The organism is Nocardioides humi (assembly GCF_006494775.1).
Classification (GTDB): Bacteria; Actinomycetota; Actinomycetes; order Propionibacteriales; family Nocardioidaceae; genus Nocardioides; species Nocardioides humi.
In genome coordinates, this window is sequence record NZ_CP041146.1 from 2857349 (window position 1) to 2871212 (window position 13864).

Consider the following 13864-nt stretch of genomic DNA (forward strand, 5'->3'; position numbering starts at 1 on the left):
CCGGAGACATCTACCGGCGACCGCACACGAGGAGGATGGCCACCATGCCGCTGCTGACATCTCGGGGCCCGACGGACGAGCAGTTCGCCGAGCTGGTCCACGCCTCCTGGCCGAGCCTGTACCGCACCGCCGTGCTGCTGGTCCGCGACCACGCCCTCGCGGAGGACCTGGTGCAGACCGCCCTGGCGAAGACGTACAGCAACTGGTCGGGGATCCGGGACGTCGGCGCGGCCCGCGGGTACGCGCGACGGGCGCTGGTGACGACGGCGACGAGCTGGTTCCGCCGCCGCTCGTTCCACGGGGAGCGGCCGACCGCGGAGCTGCCCGAGCCGGTCACCGACCACGACCCGCGTGGGGCCACCGGCGACCGGATCGACCTCCTGGCGGTGCTCGCCCAGCTCCCGCCGCGGCAGCGGGCGGTCGTGGTGCTGCGCTTCTACGACGACCTGTCCGTCGACGACACCGCCGAGCTGCTCGGCATCAGCGCCGGCACGGTGAAGAGCCAGACGTCCGCGGCGCTGGCCGGGCTGCGCCGGCTCCTCGACGCCGACGTCGACGTGTCCGTCCCCCACCCGGACGCACCCGCGATCGCGGCGCAGGGCCGCGCGCGTCGTACCCGGCGCCGGGTCGCGGCGGTCGCCGCCGCCGTCACCGCCGTCGTCCTGCTCGCCGCCGGCGGCATCGTGGTCCGCGGGCTCGGCGACGACAGCCGCGAGTCCCAGGTCACGGGGCGCGAGGCCACCGACGTCTACCAGGAGTACGCCGGCTGGGGCGCCTGGGCCACCGGCCGAGAGCTGACGATCGGCGCCACCACCGTCACGCTGGACGGGCCCCCCCAGCCGCTGGTGCAGACCTCGATGGGCGTCGTGGCCCGGCAGGTCGACGACTCCGGCGCGGTGCACTTCTCGCTGATCGGGCCCGAGGGCATCGAGCGGAAGCTGTCGATCCCCGCGTCGGCGCCCACGATCGACGGGGACCCGAACGGGACCCGGGTCGCGTGGCTGGAGACGGGCACCGATCTGGGCACCGTCCACGTGTGGGACGTCGTCGACGACCGCGAGGTCGGGACGGCGACCGTGCCGCTGCCGGGATCCACACCCGAAGGCGGGCGCACGGTGCTCCAGCCCGTGGTGCTGGAGCGCGCCTACGTCTACGTGCGCACGGACCAGGGGACGACCCATCGCGTCGAATGGGCCACCGGCGACACCGTCGACCTGCCCTACCGCGTCGCCTCCAGCCGCACCGGCATCACGGTCACCGCCGACGACACCGGCACCTGGCAGGTGATCGACAGCGCGAGCGGCACCGTCATCCGCACGCTCGGCCGGCGCCTGGAGTCCGTCACGGTCTCGCCCGACGGTCGCAGCCTGCTCGTCGTCGAGGACGGGGCCGACGGACCCGAGGCGCACGTCGAGCCCTACGACAGCGACGAGCGGACCGCGCTGCCCGGCATCGGCCCGATCAGCACCTGGACCACCGACGGCCACGTGATCGGCCAGCCCGACGGCGAGCGGGCGCTTCGCCGGTGCTCCATCGGCGGCGACTGCGAGGACCGCGACGTGCCGGGACTCGACGACGAGAGCCCGCTGCTCCTGGTCGCGGACTACCTGATGGTCGGCTGATCCCGCATCACGTCGCGGGCGAGCAGCGCGACGTGCAGCGCGAGCACGTTCTCCGGGTCGGCCAGGTCGATGTCGAGGATCTGGCCGATCCGGTGCAGCCGGGCGTACAGCGCCGGCCGGGAGATGTGACAGGTCTCGGCGGCGCGCACCTTGCTGCCGCCGGCGCGGCAGTAGGCCGCCAGCGTGCGGGTCAGCTGCTCGCCGGTCTGCGCGTCATGGGCCAGGAGGGTGCCGAGCTCGCGCTCGACGTACTGCTGGACGCGCGGGTCGTGCCGCAGCAGGTGGAGCAGGCCGCGCAGCCTCAGGTCGTAGAGCCGGACCGCGCGCGGCGGGTCGGTGGGGACCGTCGAGTCCGCCACGACGAGCGCCTCACGGATGCTGCCGCCCGCGCCGTCGACGTCCTCGACCGGGGAGCCGGCGCCGACGACGAGCCGGGCGCCGGTCCGCGCGAGCCGCTGGACCAGCCGGTCGACGAGGGCGTCGCCGGCACCGGGTGCGTGGGCGACCAGGGCGACCACGCGCTCGTCGTCGACGGGGCCGACCGATCCGCTGGCACGACGGATCCGCAGCTCGTCGAGCAGGTCCGAGGCCACGCCGCGCAGCTCGCCGGCATCGCCCCCGGGCAGGCGGACCACCAGGCCGGTGACGTGGCGGCCCTTCCAGCGCAGGCCGAGGGAGGTGAGCCGGGAGGCGAGATGCGGTACGTCGACCCCGGCGGCGAGCTCGGTCAGCAGGGTGCGGTGCGCCTGCAGCTCGAGGCTCTGGGCGTCGCGGTCGATCAGCCGGCCCATCGCCAGCGCGGTCGCGCCGCGCTCGAGCAGCATCCGCTGGCGAGGCGTGGCGCCCCCGTCGACGCCGTCGACGCCGTCGGCACCGCCGGCGCTGTCGGCGCTGTCGGCGAGCAGCACCAGCCGCCCGAACCGGCCCGGCTCGGGACCGACGTCGACGGCCTGCCAGCCGTCCGCGCCGGCGCGCCGGCTGCTGCGGGAGCGCCGCTCCCAGTCGCCGATCACGGCGTCGTGGTCGCGCCCGGCGGTGTTGTAGGCGATGACGTGGTGGACCAGGTTCTCGAACACCACCGGCCGGTCCGCCATCTCGGCCACCAGGTCGACCACCTGCTGCGGCCGGGCCCGGCCGAGCGTGAGCCGGGTGAACGCGCGGTGCGCCTCCTCGGAGGCCTCCAGCTCGGCGAGATGGGCGTTGACGACGATCCGGTGCACCGCCTGGGTGACCGCGACGAACGAGGTCTCCCGGCGGAGGGCGACCAGTGGCAGGCCCTGCTCCTCGGCCGCCGCGACCAATGCGGGTGGGAGCGCGTCGGTGTAGCGGCGGCCGAGCTCGATCGCCAGGCCGGCGATCCCGGCGTCGCCGACGCCGACCAGCCCGTCGACGTACCGGCGCAGGGCGCGGGGCGACGACGGCAGCGCGATGCCGGTGTTGAGCAGGAGCTCGTCGCCGCTGAGCAGGTCGGCGATGTCGCTGAGCTCGCTGACGTGCACCCAGCGCACCGGCCGCGCGAGGTGGTCGCGGCCGGCGACCACGACCGGGTCGCCGCGCTGGAGCTCGGGCAGCGCGAGCACGTCGGCGAGGGTCGGCAGCACGACTCGGCTCCTTTACAGGCTGTCCATCCCATCCGGGAATCAGAGACAGTCTGGCACTGGTCGTCGGCGGGTGCGCTGCCTACGGTCGCGACCATGACCGCGACCCCCATCCCCCACTGGCTCGACGGCGCCCGCACGGACGTCGAGGGCGCCCGCACCGGCGACGTCTTCAACCCCGCCACCGGCGAGGTCACCGGGCAGGTCCGACTCGCCGACGCCGCGCTCGTCGACCGCGCGGTGGCGTCCGCGACCGCGGCGGCGGCCGCCTGGCGGCGTACCTCGCTGGCGACCCGGACCCAGGTGCTCTTCGCCTTCCGGGAGCTCGTGCGCAGCCACGCCGACGAGCTGGCCGCGGCGATCACCGCCGAGCACGGCAAGGTCCTCGACGACGCGGCCGGCGAGGTGGCCCGCGGCCTCGACAACATCGACTACGCCGTCGGCATCGCCGAGCACCTGCGCGGCTCGTTCTCCTCCGAGGTCGGCACCGGCGTCGACGTCCGCTCGATCCGCGAGCCGCTCGGCGTCGTCGCCGGCATCACGCCGTTCAACTTCCCGGTGATGGTGCCGCTGTGGATGTGCGCCAACGCGATCGCGACCGGCAACGCGTTCATCCTCAAGCCGAGCGACCGCGACCCCTCCCCCTCGCTGCTGCTCGCCGAGCTGTGGAAGCGCGCGGGCCTGCCCGACGGCGTCTTCACCGTGCTCCAGGGCGACGCCGGCACCGTGCAGGAGCTGCTCGCCCACGACGGCGTCGCGGCGATCAGCTTCGTCGGCTCGACGCCCGTCGCGCAGGCGGTGTACGAGGCCGGCACGGGCGCCGGCAAGCGGGTCCAGGCCCTCGGCGGCGCGAAGAACCACATGATCGTGCTGCCCGACGCCGACCTCGGGATGGCCGCCGACGCGGCGGTCTCGGCGGCGTACGGCTCGGCCGGCGAGCGCTGCATGGCCGTCTCCGTGCTGGTCGCGGTCGGCGACGTCGGCGACCGGCTGGTCAAGGAGATCGAGTCGCGCGCCCACGACATCGTCGTCGGCGACGGGACCGCCGCCGGCACCGGCATGGGGCCGCTCATCACCGCGGCGCACCGCGACCGGGTCGCCGGGTACGTCGACGCCGGCGGCGCCGCGGGCGCGACCGTGGTGCTGGACGGGCGGCGTACGACGCTGCCGGAGTCGGGCTTCTTCCTCGGCCCCTCGCTGCTCGACCACGTCGGCGAGGAGATGTCGGTCTACCGCGACGAGATCTTCGGCCCGGTGCTGTCGGTCGTGCGCGTGGAGACCTTCGACGAGGCGATCGCGCTGGTGAACCGCAACCCGTTCGCCAACGGCGTCGCGCTGTTCACCCGCGACGGTGGCGCCGCGCGGCAGTTCGAGCGCGACATCGAGGTCGGCATGGTCGGCGTCAACGTCCCGATCCCGGTGCCGGTGGCGCACTACTCGTTCGGCGGGTGGAAGTCGTCGCTGTTCGGCTCGCACCACATGTACGGCGCCGAGGGGATCGAGTTCTTCACCCGGGCCAAGGTGATCACCTCCCGGTGGCCCGATCCGGCGACCTCGAAGGTCGACCTCGGCTTCCCTCGGAACCGGTGAGCGCGATGAGCACGGAGACCACCGGGACGCGCGGCGTGGAGGCGGTGATCGCCGACGACCGCGCGCACGTCTTCCACTCCTGGTCCGCGCAGGACCGGATCAGCCCGCTGCCCATCGCCGGCGGCGAGGGCTCGTGGTTCTGGGACTACGACGGCAAGCGCTATCTCGACTTCTCCTCCCAGCTGGTCAACCTCAACCTCGGCTACCAGCACCCGGCGCTGGTCGCCGCGATCCAGGAGCAGGCGGAGCGGCTGTGCATGGTGCAGCCCGCCTTCGCCAACGACGTGCGGGGAGAGGCCGCGCGGCTCATCGCCGAGCGCGCGCCGGGCTCGCTGGACCACGTGTTCTTCACCAACGGCGGCGCGGAGGCCAACGAGAACGCCGTGCGGATGGCGCGGCTGCACACCGGGCGGCACAAGGTGCTGTCGACGTACCGCAGCTATCACGGCGCGACGGCGGGGTCGATCGCGCTGACCGGCGACCCGCGGCGGTGGGCGTCGGAGCCGTCGATCCCCGGCGCGGTGCACTTCTGGGGCCCTACCCGTACCGCTCGGCCTTCCACGCCACCTCCGAGGCGGAGGAGGGCGCGCGGGCGCTGCAGCACCTGGCCGACACGATCATGGTCGAGGGACCGTCGACGATCGCGGCGATCGTGCTGGAGACCGTGGTCGGGACGAACGGCGTCCTGGTGCCGCCGCCGGGCTACCTGGCCGGCGTACGGGAATTGTGCGACCGGCACGGCATCCTGCTCGTCGCCGACGAGGTGATGGCGGGCTTCGGCCGGTGCGGCGAGTGGTTCGCCGTCGACCGCTGGGGCGTGACGCCGGACCTGATCACTTTCGCGAAGGGCGTCAACTCCGGTTACGTGCCGTTGGGTGGCGTGCTGATCTCCGAGCCGGTCTTCGACACCTTCCGCGAGCGGGCCTACCCCGGCGGCCTCACCTACTCCGGTCACCCGCTGGCCTGTGCGGCCGCGGTCGCCTCGATCGGGGTGATGGCGGACGGTGTGCTCGACCACGTGCGGACGATGGGCGCCGAGGTGATCGGTCCGGGCCTCGCGGAGCTGGCGGAGAGGCACCCCTCGGTCGGCGACGTACGCGGCCTCGGGGTGTTCTGGGCGGTCGAGCTGGTCCGGGACCGGGCGACCCGCGAGCCGCTCGTGCCCTTCAACGCCGCCGGCGCCGACGCCGAGCCGATGACCCGCTTCGCCGCCGCCTGCAAGGAGCGCGGCCTGTGGCCCTTCGTCCACTTCAACCGCACCCACGTGGCCCCGCCCTGCACCACGTCGCGGGACGAGCTCCTCGAGGGGCTCGCGATCCTCGACGCGGCGCTGGACGTGGCGGACGAGTACTACACGGGGGGAGCCTCGCTGTAACACGTGGTTCGCCTGCCTACCGGGGGCGCGCCTGCTGTAACACGTAGTCCGCTTGCCTAGCAGCCGCACGACCTCGCGAAACCACCCCTGGGACGGGCTGCTACCGCAGGCATGGGGCTGCTAGAGCAGCGAACTACGTGTTACAACGCCGGGCGCCGGCCCACCGGAGCGCCTGAGGGCCGACCGCGCCGAGCCAACCACCGATCCGGGTGGATCAGCTTTCGTCGTCGCCGGTGTTGTCGGCGGCGCCGGCGTCGTCCGTGTCCGTGTCCACGTCGGCGTCGTCGGTCACCTGCTGCGGGCCGTCGGCGAGGATGCCGTACAGGCTGCGGCGGGCATCGACGAGGACGCCGACGGCGGCCTGCCGCTGGGCGTCGGAGCCGGCGGTGACGATCTGCCACACCGCGCTCATGACCTGACCGATCTCGGCCTTGATGTCGGCGTGGCCCTGGTCGACCGCGCCGCCCTGCGCCCGCTCCCGGTTCCGGTCGAAGGGCACCCAGACGGCAGCGAGCTCGTCGGCGTGCTCCTCGCACCAGGTCGCGCCCTTGGCGGTGAGCCGCATGGCGCGGCGGCCGCGGGCCTCGTCGATCTCGACGAGCTCCTCGTCCTGGAGCTGCTGGACGGTCGGGTAGACCGAGCCGGGGCTCGGCTTCCACACGCCGCCGCTGCGGTCGGTGATCGCCTGGATCACCTGGTAGCCGTTCGGCGACTCCTCGCGCTGGTTGGCGTCGCGGAGCACGTCGAGGATGGCGGAGCGGACGTCGCCGCGCCGGACCCGCGGGCCGCGGCCCGGCTCGGGCCGGCCCATGCCGAACAGGCCGGCCAGCCACGGCGGCGGCATGCCCGGGCCACCGGGGCCGCCGGGGCCGAAGCCGGCGCCGCCGTGGCGTCCCCGGCCGCGGCCGGGCTCATTCCACTCGCCCCAGCCACCCCAGGCGCCCCAGGGTCCGGGGCCGTAGCCGCGGTTGCGGCGCTGGAAGCCGCGGGGCTCGGAGCGACCCCAGGGGTCGCGGTCGTCGTACTGACGGAAGTTCTCGTTGTGGCGTCCCATGTCGGGACCTCCTTCGGTGTCGGGGGCCTCGTGGGCCCCGGTCTGAGTTCGAGATATCGCGGAACAGTTCGTGTTCGTATCGCGATATATCGCAACTGTACGCCGACCTTCGCCACCGCGCAAGGCCGCGCCGGATCAGCGCGCCAGCCAGGCGGCGTACGCGTCGAAGGAGAACGGCCGGCCGAGGAAGTCGGCGACCAGGTCGGCGGCGTCGCGCGAGCCGCCGGGGACGAGGACGGCGTCGCGGTAGCGGTGCGCCGTGTCGACGGCGGCCGCGGCGAACAGGTCCCCGGTGTCGTCCGGATCGAAGGCGCTGAACATGTCCTTCGCGATCACCAGCGACCACATGTAGGTGTAGTAGCCCGAGCTGTAGCCGCCGAGGTGGCCGAAGCTCGCGAACATGTGGGTGCCGGGCAGGTACGGCAGGGCGGCGTACCTCGCCTGCAGCTCGACCATCCGGTCGGTGAGGTCCGGGGCGTCGTCGCCGTGGACCCGGTCGGCGTGGAACCAGTACGACATCGCGGCGTAGAACATCTGGGTCCGGGCGTAGATGCCCTTGCCGGAAGCGGCTGCATCGCGCATCGCGGCGACCAGCTCGGCCGGGATCGGCTCGCCGGCGGCGTCGGTGGCGAAGGTGCGGAGCACGTCGGCGTGCCAGGCCCACTCCTCGAGCATCTGGCTCGGCGCCTCGACGAAGTCCCACTCGGTGGCGACGCCCGCGAAGCGGTGCCACGCACCCTGCCCGCCGAGCACGTGGTGCAGCAGGTGGCCGAACTCGTGGAACAGCGTGACGACGTGGTCGTGCTCCATCAGGCCACGGGAGAAGTTGCAGACCAGCACGCCCTCCGGCAGCTGCTCGCCGGCAACCCCGGCGGCGAGGGTGAACTGCGCGGCGTGCTTGTACTTGCCCTCGCGCGGGTGCAGGTCGAGGTGGATCCGCCCGATCCGCTCCGGCTCGCCGTCGCGGAAGACGTCGTACGTCGTGACGTCCTCGTGCCACGCGGGTACGTCGACCGGCGTGTAGCGCAGGCCGAACAGCCGTCCGGTCACCTCGAGCAGTCCGGCGCGGACCTTGCCGAAGTCGAAGTAGGTGCGCACCCGCTGGGAGTCGACGTCGTACCGCTCGGCACGGACCAGCTCGGCGTAGTGGTTGTAGTCGTAGCCCGGCACCTCGACGGCGTCGGGGTGGTCGCGGCGATAGCGCTCGAGCAGCTGGGCGAGGTCGCGGCGCATCGGCCCCTCGGCGGCCGCGACGATCTTGTCGATGAACGCGGGGATGGCCGGCCCGTCGCCGATCATCTTCACGTCGGCGTCGTACGACGGCCAGTCGGCGTACCCGACGGTCGTGGCCAGCTCGTGCCGGAGCGCGAACAGCTCGGTGAGCAGCGGCTCGGTCGCCGGCCAGCCCCGGTCGAGGAAGGCGACGGTGATCGCGCGGCGGACCTCCTGATCGCGGACGAACATCCGCACCGGCATCGAGTCGGGGTAGTCGGTCGTGACGGTGACCATGCCCTCGTCGTCGGCCGGGTGGGCGGCCAGCCAGTCCTCGGGCATGCCGGCGAGCTGTTCGGGCGTGACCCGGATGGTGCGGACGTCGTCGCGGATCACCCGGCCGAACTCCTGGTCGAGCTCGGTGATCCGCTCCCGGACGGCCGCGATCCGCTCGCGGGTCGCCTCGTCCTTGTCGACGCCGGAGCGGCGGAAGTCGTCGCGCACCTTGGCCAGCAGGCGCGCCGCCTCGGGATCGTCGGCGACCTGCGCGTCGTCGATGGCCGCGAACACGTCGTACAGCGCGCGGTCCAGCCCCCACGCCGTCCCGATCCGCTGCGCCTCCTGCTCGGCGGCGTCGGCCAGGTCGCGGACCTCGGCCGACGGGTGCACGTTGCCGAAGAGGGAGCCCACCGCGGCGGCGTTGCCCAGGTGGCCGGCGGCCCGGTCCCACTGGCGCAGCACCTCGCGCGGATCGGAGGGCGGCGCCTCCCGCAGGGCGTCGACGAGCTCGGCCGCCCGCGCCAGCTCGTCCTCGGTCCGCGCCCGGAACCAGGCCGGCCAGTCGTCGTACGAGGTCGGCAGGGCCAGCGGCTCGGGCGTCATGCCGCAAAGCCTAGGGACTCAGCCGGCCCGCTTCGCCACGAACGCCTCGGTCGCCCGGCACCGGTCCGGCCCGCTGTAGCGGAAGGTCGCCTTGACCTTCTTGCCGGAGGCGCGTCCCTCCAGGGTGGCGGTGTAGAGGTCGCCCTTGTCGGTGACGTCGATGACGCCGGACTTCGGCAGCTTGAACGTCGGCATGTCGTACCAGTTCATCGTGTACGTCGGGAAGTCCGGGTACCCGCCGCAGGTCGTCTGGGTCCGGACCCGGAAGCCGACCACCTTGCCGCGCTTGACCCGGAAGGTGACGCTCTTGTCCTTGCTGCGGTACGTGCCCGCGCGCAGCGCCGGCGGCGCCTTGGCCGGCTTCACCTTCACCGTCGTCGACGCCGCGGCCGCGCCGCTGGAGACGACGAGGTTCAGCTTGCCCTTGGCCCTCTTCTTGAGCTTGACCTGGACCTTCACGGTACCGGTGGAGTTGGGATAGAGGTCGTAGGAAAGCGATCCGGGCCGCACCTTGACGCCCTTGCCCGAGCCGCTCACCGTGAGGTTCTTCGCGATCCCGGCGCCGGTGTTCCTGACCTCGACGTCGACCTTCGTCCACACGCCCGGGACCAGCTTGAGCTTCGGCTTGCCGAGGAGGGCGACCGACGTCACCTGGAGCGCGGGCTGGGCGTACTCGGGGTGGAGGGTGCCGCCGAGCAGGTCGTAGGTCGTGGGGCTGCTGGTGAGGTCGCTGGCGACCGCAGCGAAGGCGCAGTCGTAGTCGTCGAGCAGCCACTCGCTGGTGCTGGAGAGCGTGTACGTCGCGCCGGACCTGCTCCAGCCCGCGCTCGGCGCGGGATAGGTCTGGGTGTGGTACTCGATCAGGCCCTCGCACTTGCCGGCGCTGTCGTACTCACCGATCGTCAGCCGGAGGTACGCGTTCTGCGCGGACGTCGGCGCGGCCTTGAGCGCGACGGTCGCGGTGGTCAGGTCCTGGTCGCGCACGACACGCACGGACGCGCTGCCCAGCTGCCGGGCCGCCGGAGTGCCGCCGGGCGGCAGACCGGACGGGCGGTTGGTCAGGCTGCCGGACACCGCGATCACCTTGCCGTCGGCCTGGGCCGGCGGAGCCGCGGCCAGCGATCCGGCGAGGGCCAGGCCGGCCACGGTCAGCAACGAGGTGAGGATCCGGGCGCGCATGTCCCTCTACCTGTCGCAGGTCCGCGCGTCCTAAACCTTCGGTCAGAACCGGCGGCGCAGCCGCAGCCGCCAGGGACGGCCGTCGGGGTCGTGCAGCAGTCGGTACGACGGCGCGGCGACCGCCTGGCGGAGCAGCGGCAGCGCGGGCGGGGCGATCCGGCGCAGCCGGCCGGGCGGTCGCGGCCCGCGGCGGCCGCCGGCATGCCAGGCGTCGAGGGCGGCGGCGTGCTCGGCGTACCGGGCGAACAGGTCGGCCGCGGTGCGGCAGTCGGCCATCAGCGCCTCGAGGTCGGCCAGGTCGGCGTCGGCGGGCAGCTCCCCTCGAGCCGGTCCAGGTGCTCGGCGGCGAGTCGCAGCCGGAGCCGGCGCGCGTACGACCCGTCACCGAGGTCGACCACGGCGGCGGAGAGCTCGGAGTCGTTGGTCCAGGAGCGGCGGCAGAAGTTGTCGGAGCCGACGGTGGCCCAGGCGTCGTCGAGGACGCACACCTTGGCGTGCACGTAGACCGGCGTGCCGGCGCGGTTCTCCAGTCCGTAGACGGCGACCCGCTCGGGCGCCGTCGCGACCAGCCGGCGCAGCGCGCGCATCCGGCCCAGCACCTGCGGATCGCGGCGGAACCAGCCGTCCTGGTCGGGGAACAGCGGCAGCACCGCGACGAAGTGGAGGCCCGGATGCTCGACCAGGGCGCCGGCGAGGACGTCGCTCATCTGCTCGCCCCAGAGGAACTGGTCCTCCAGGTAGACCAGCGAGCGGGCCCGGTGCAGGGCCTTCGTGTACCCGCGGGCCACCGACCGCTCGCCGTCGGGCGCGAAGTCGTAGGACCAGCCGGGACCGAGCCGCGGATAGGTCCGCAGCAGCTGGACGGCGTGGTCGTGGCCGGTCACCGGATCGGGCGCCGGTCCCTGCGGCGGGAGCGGGCGCCGCTCGTCGTCGAGGTCGCTCGCACGGTCCCGCAGCCGCCGCAGCGGGCTGCGGGTGAGCGGCGTGCTGTCCTCCCAGCGCTCCCGGAAGACGGTCTCCACGTCGCGTACGACCGGTCCGCGCAGCCGGAGCTGGACGTCGTGCCAGGGCGGCCGCTCGCCGTACTCCTCCGACAGCGGCTCGGCCTGGGGATCGCCGAGGTGCCGGGCGTCGTCGCGCCGGCCGTGGCACAGGTCGATGCCGCCGACGAACGCCACGTCGCGGCCCGGGTCGCCGGCGTACCGGATCACCGCGAGCTTCTGGTGGTGCGCTCCCCCGCGCCGCACCCGCATGTCGAGCTGGATGTCGGCGCCGCGCTCCTGCAGCAGCTGCCCGAGCTCCTGGTGCTCCTCGGCGGAGTAGCCGAGCAGCCCGGTGTGCGAGCGCCAGACCAGGCCGCGCACGTCCGCGCCGCGCGCCAGCGCCCGCCCGAGCACCTCGACGACCTCGCTGCCCGGGTCGTCGGTGAGCCGCTCGCCGGGGTTGCCCTGCCAGTCGGTGAACAGGATCAGGTCGCCGGCGCCGGCGACCTCGATCGCGTCGTACAGGGCCCGGAAGTACGCCGCTCCGTCGATCAGCGGCTCCGCGAGGTTGCCGCACGACCAGGCCCGGTCGCCGTCGTAGGCCGCGTCGATCCGGGTCGCCGGGTTGTCACGCTCGGCCGCGGTCAGGAACCAGTCGACGTCGGCCCCGCTCATGGGCCGATCGTGCCATGGCCGGGTCAGCCCGGCGCGAGCTGGCCGCGCTTGCGGGCGAGGTAGGCGCGCTCGGCGACGTTGTCGCAGACGGCCAGCGCGGCGTCGTACTGCTCCCGGGACTCGGCGCTGCGGCCGAGCCGGCGGAGCAACTCGGCGCGGGTGGCGTGCCAGGCGTGGTAGCCGTCGAGGGGGAGCCGGTCGACGATCGCCAGGGCGACCTCGGGTCCGTCGAGCTCGGCGACGGCGACGGCGCGGTTGAGCGCGACGATCGGGGACGGGTCGAGCCGGGCGAGCCGGTCGTAGAGCGCGACGACCTGGGACCAGTCCGTGCTCGCGGCGGTGGGAGCATCGGTGTGGACGGCGTTGACCGCGGCGAGGATCTGGTAGCGGCCGGGCCGGTCGGCGGCCAGGCACGCGCGCACCAGGGCGTGGCCCTCGGCGATGAGGGTGCGGTCCCAGCCCCGCGGTCCTGCTCGTCGAGCGGCACCAGCTCGCCGGCCCGGACCCGGACCGCGCGCCGGGCCTCGGTGAGCAGGAGCATCGCGAGCAGGCCGGTCGCCTCGAGGTCGTCGGGGAGCAGCTCGTGCAGGGTGCGGGCGAGCCGGATCGCCTCGCCGGTGAGCTCCGCGCGGATGGGATCGCCGTCGCCGGAGGAGAGGTAGCCCTCGTTGAAGATCAGCAGGAGGACGGCGAGCACCGCGCCGACCCGGTCCGGCAGGTCGCCCGCCTCGGGGACCCGGTAGGGGATGTGGGCGCCCTTGATCTTGGCCTTGGCGCGGGTGATCCGCTGCGCCATCGTCGTCTCCTGGACGAGGAAGGCGCTGGCGATCTCGGCGACGGTGAGGCCGCCGAGCAGGCGCAGGGTGAGCGCGATCCGGGCCTCCGGCGCGAGGGCCGGGTGGCAGCAGGTGAAGATCAGCCGGAGCCGGTCGTCCTCGATGACGCCGGTCGGCTCGTGGGGGTGTCGTCCTCGATCATGAGCGCGGCCTGGTACTTGGCGTCCCGGAGCTTCTCGCGGCGCAGGCGGTCGATGGCCCGGTTCCCGGCGGTGGTCGTGAGCCACCCGCCCGGGTTGGGCGGTACGCCGTCCTGCGGCCACTTCTCGAGGGCGGCGACGAGCGCCTCCCCGGCCGCGTCCTCGGCGATGTCGATGTCACCGAAGCGGCGGACCAGGGAGGCGATCAGCCGGCCGTACTCGTCGCGGAAGATCCGCTCGACGACAGACCTGGGGTCGTCCGTCACGCCTCGGCCGCGTCCGCCGGGGGCTCGGCCTGGAACGGCCGGACCTCGACCTTGCCCTGGCAGGCCTTCGAGGCCGCGGCGGCGTACTTCAGGGCGGCGTCGAGGTCGGGCAGCTCGAGGATCCAGAAGCCGCCGATGTGCTCCTTGGTCTCGAGATAGGGGCCGTCGGTGAACACCGGGGTGTCGCCCTGGCCGTCGACCACGGTCGCGGTCTCGGCGCCCTCCAGGCCGCCGCCGAAGACCCACACCCCGTCGGTGCGGAGCTGCTCGTTGAACCGCTCGACCGCAGCGAACATCTCGGGCCACTGGTCCTCGGGGACCTTGGCGTACTCCTCCTCGTTGCCGTGCACGGACAGCAGGTACTGGGTCATGGCTCTTCTCCTGGGTTGAGGTGGCTGTCGAAGCGGCCCCGATGACCGCCTCTCACCCCCTCCACGAAGGGGGGACGCTCG

10 protein-coding genes and 2 pseudogenes are annotated in these 13864 nt (G+C 73.6%); 4 read left to right on the forward strand and 8 right to left on the reverse strand.

From position 1 onward, the window contains the following. Window positions 1–44 precede the first annotated feature (44 nt). On the forward strand, window positions 45–1622 hold the full coding sequence (locus tag FIV44_RS30515) for a SigE family RNA polymerase sigma factor (protein ID WP_181411170.1): 1578 nt from the start codon (window positions 45–47) through the stop codon (window positions 1620–1622). On the opposite strand, the gene FIV44_RS13960 is transcribed toward FIV44_RS30515, so the two are convergent. Further along, window positions 1604–3223, reverse strand: coding sequence for a PucR family transcriptional regulator (locus FIV44_RS13960; protein WP_141004967.1), 1620 nt, complete (start codon window positions 3221–3223; stop codon window positions 1604–1606). The genes FIV44_RS30515 and FIV44_RS13960 overlap by 19 nt on opposite strands. 93 nt (window positions 3224–3316) lie before the next feature. Here FIV44_RS13960 and FIV44_RS13965 point away from each other — a divergent pair, with 93 nt between their 5' ends. The 3 genes and pseudogenes from FIV44_RS13965 (at window position 3317) to FIV44_RS33200 (ending at window position 6185) form a co-directional block, all read left to right on the forward strand. Beyond that, the gene (locus tag FIV44_RS13965) at window positions 3317–4810 is read left to right on the forward strand and encodes a CoA-acylating methylmalonate-semialdehyde dehydrogenase (RefSeq protein WP_141004968.1); all 1494 of its coding nucleotides are present in this window, start codon (window positions 3317–3319) and stop codon (window positions 4808–4810) included. Between the two features lie 5 nt (window positions 4811–4815). Further along, window positions 4816–5262 (forward strand): annotated as a pseudogene (locus FIV44_RS33195) (aminotransferase class III-fold pyridoxal phosphate-dependent enzyme); the annotation flags it as partial. Between the two features lie 38 nt (window positions 5263–5300). After that, on the forward strand, window positions 5301–6185 hold the full coding sequence (locus tag FIV44_RS33200; RefSeq protein WP_281285847.1) for an aminotransferase class III-fold pyridoxal phosphate-dependent enzyme: 885 nt from the start codon (window positions 5301–5303) through the stop codon (window positions 6183–6185). A gap of 214 nt (window positions 6186–6399) precedes the next feature. Here FIV44_RS33200 and FIV44_RS13975 read toward each other — a convergent pair whose 3' ends face one another. From FIV44_RS13975 to FIV44_RS14000, 7 genes and pseudogenes are all read right to left on the reverse strand, one after another. Continuing rightward, window positions 6400–7239: a PadR family transcriptional regulator gene (locus FIV44_RS13975; protein WP_141004969.1), complete on the reverse strand. Its 840-nt coding sequence runs from the start codon at window positions 7237–7239 to the stop codon at window positions 6400–6402. Window positions 7240–7374: 135 nt separating this feature from the next. Continuing rightward, a complete protein-coding gene (locus tag FIV44_RS13980; protein ID WP_141004970.1) occupies window positions 7375–9333 on the reverse strand; it encodes a M3 family metallopeptidase in 1959 nt (652 codons plus the stop codon). 18 nt (window positions 9334–9351) lie between these two features. Continuing rightward, window positions 9352–10512 carry a hypothetical protein gene (locus FIV44_RS13985; RefSeq protein ID WP_141004971.1) on the reverse strand — a complete coding sequence of 387 codons (1161 nt, stop codon included), beginning with the start codon at window positions 10510–10512 and terminating at the stop codon, window positions 9352–9354. Window positions 10513–10554: 42 nt separating this feature from the next. Then, a complete protein-coding gene (locus tag FIV44_RS31355) occupies window positions 10555–10788 on the reverse strand; it encodes a hypothetical protein (protein WP_219996442.1) in 234 nt (77 codons plus the stop codon). Next, window positions 10788–12170 carry a phospholipase D family protein gene (locus tag FIV44_RS13990; RefSeq protein ID WP_219996443.1) on the reverse strand — a complete coding sequence of 461 codons (1383 nt, stop codon included), beginning with the start codon at window positions 12168–12170 and terminating at the stop codon, window positions 10788–10790. The genes FIV44_RS31355 and FIV44_RS13990 overlap by 1 nt, the downstream gene beginning before the upstream one ends. A 23-nt stretch (window positions 12171–12193) precedes the next feature. Further along, window positions 12194–13412, reverse strand: a pseudogene (locus tag FIV44_RS13995) (RNA polymerase sigma factor). Further along, a complete protein-coding gene (locus FIV44_RS14000) occupies window positions 13409–13783 on the reverse strand; it encodes a YciI family protein (RefSeq protein ID WP_141004972.1) in 375 nt (124 codons plus the stop codon). Before FIV44_RS14000 ends, FIV44_RS13995 begins: the two are co-directional and overlap by 4 nt. Window positions 13784–13864 lie beyond the last annotated feature (81 nt).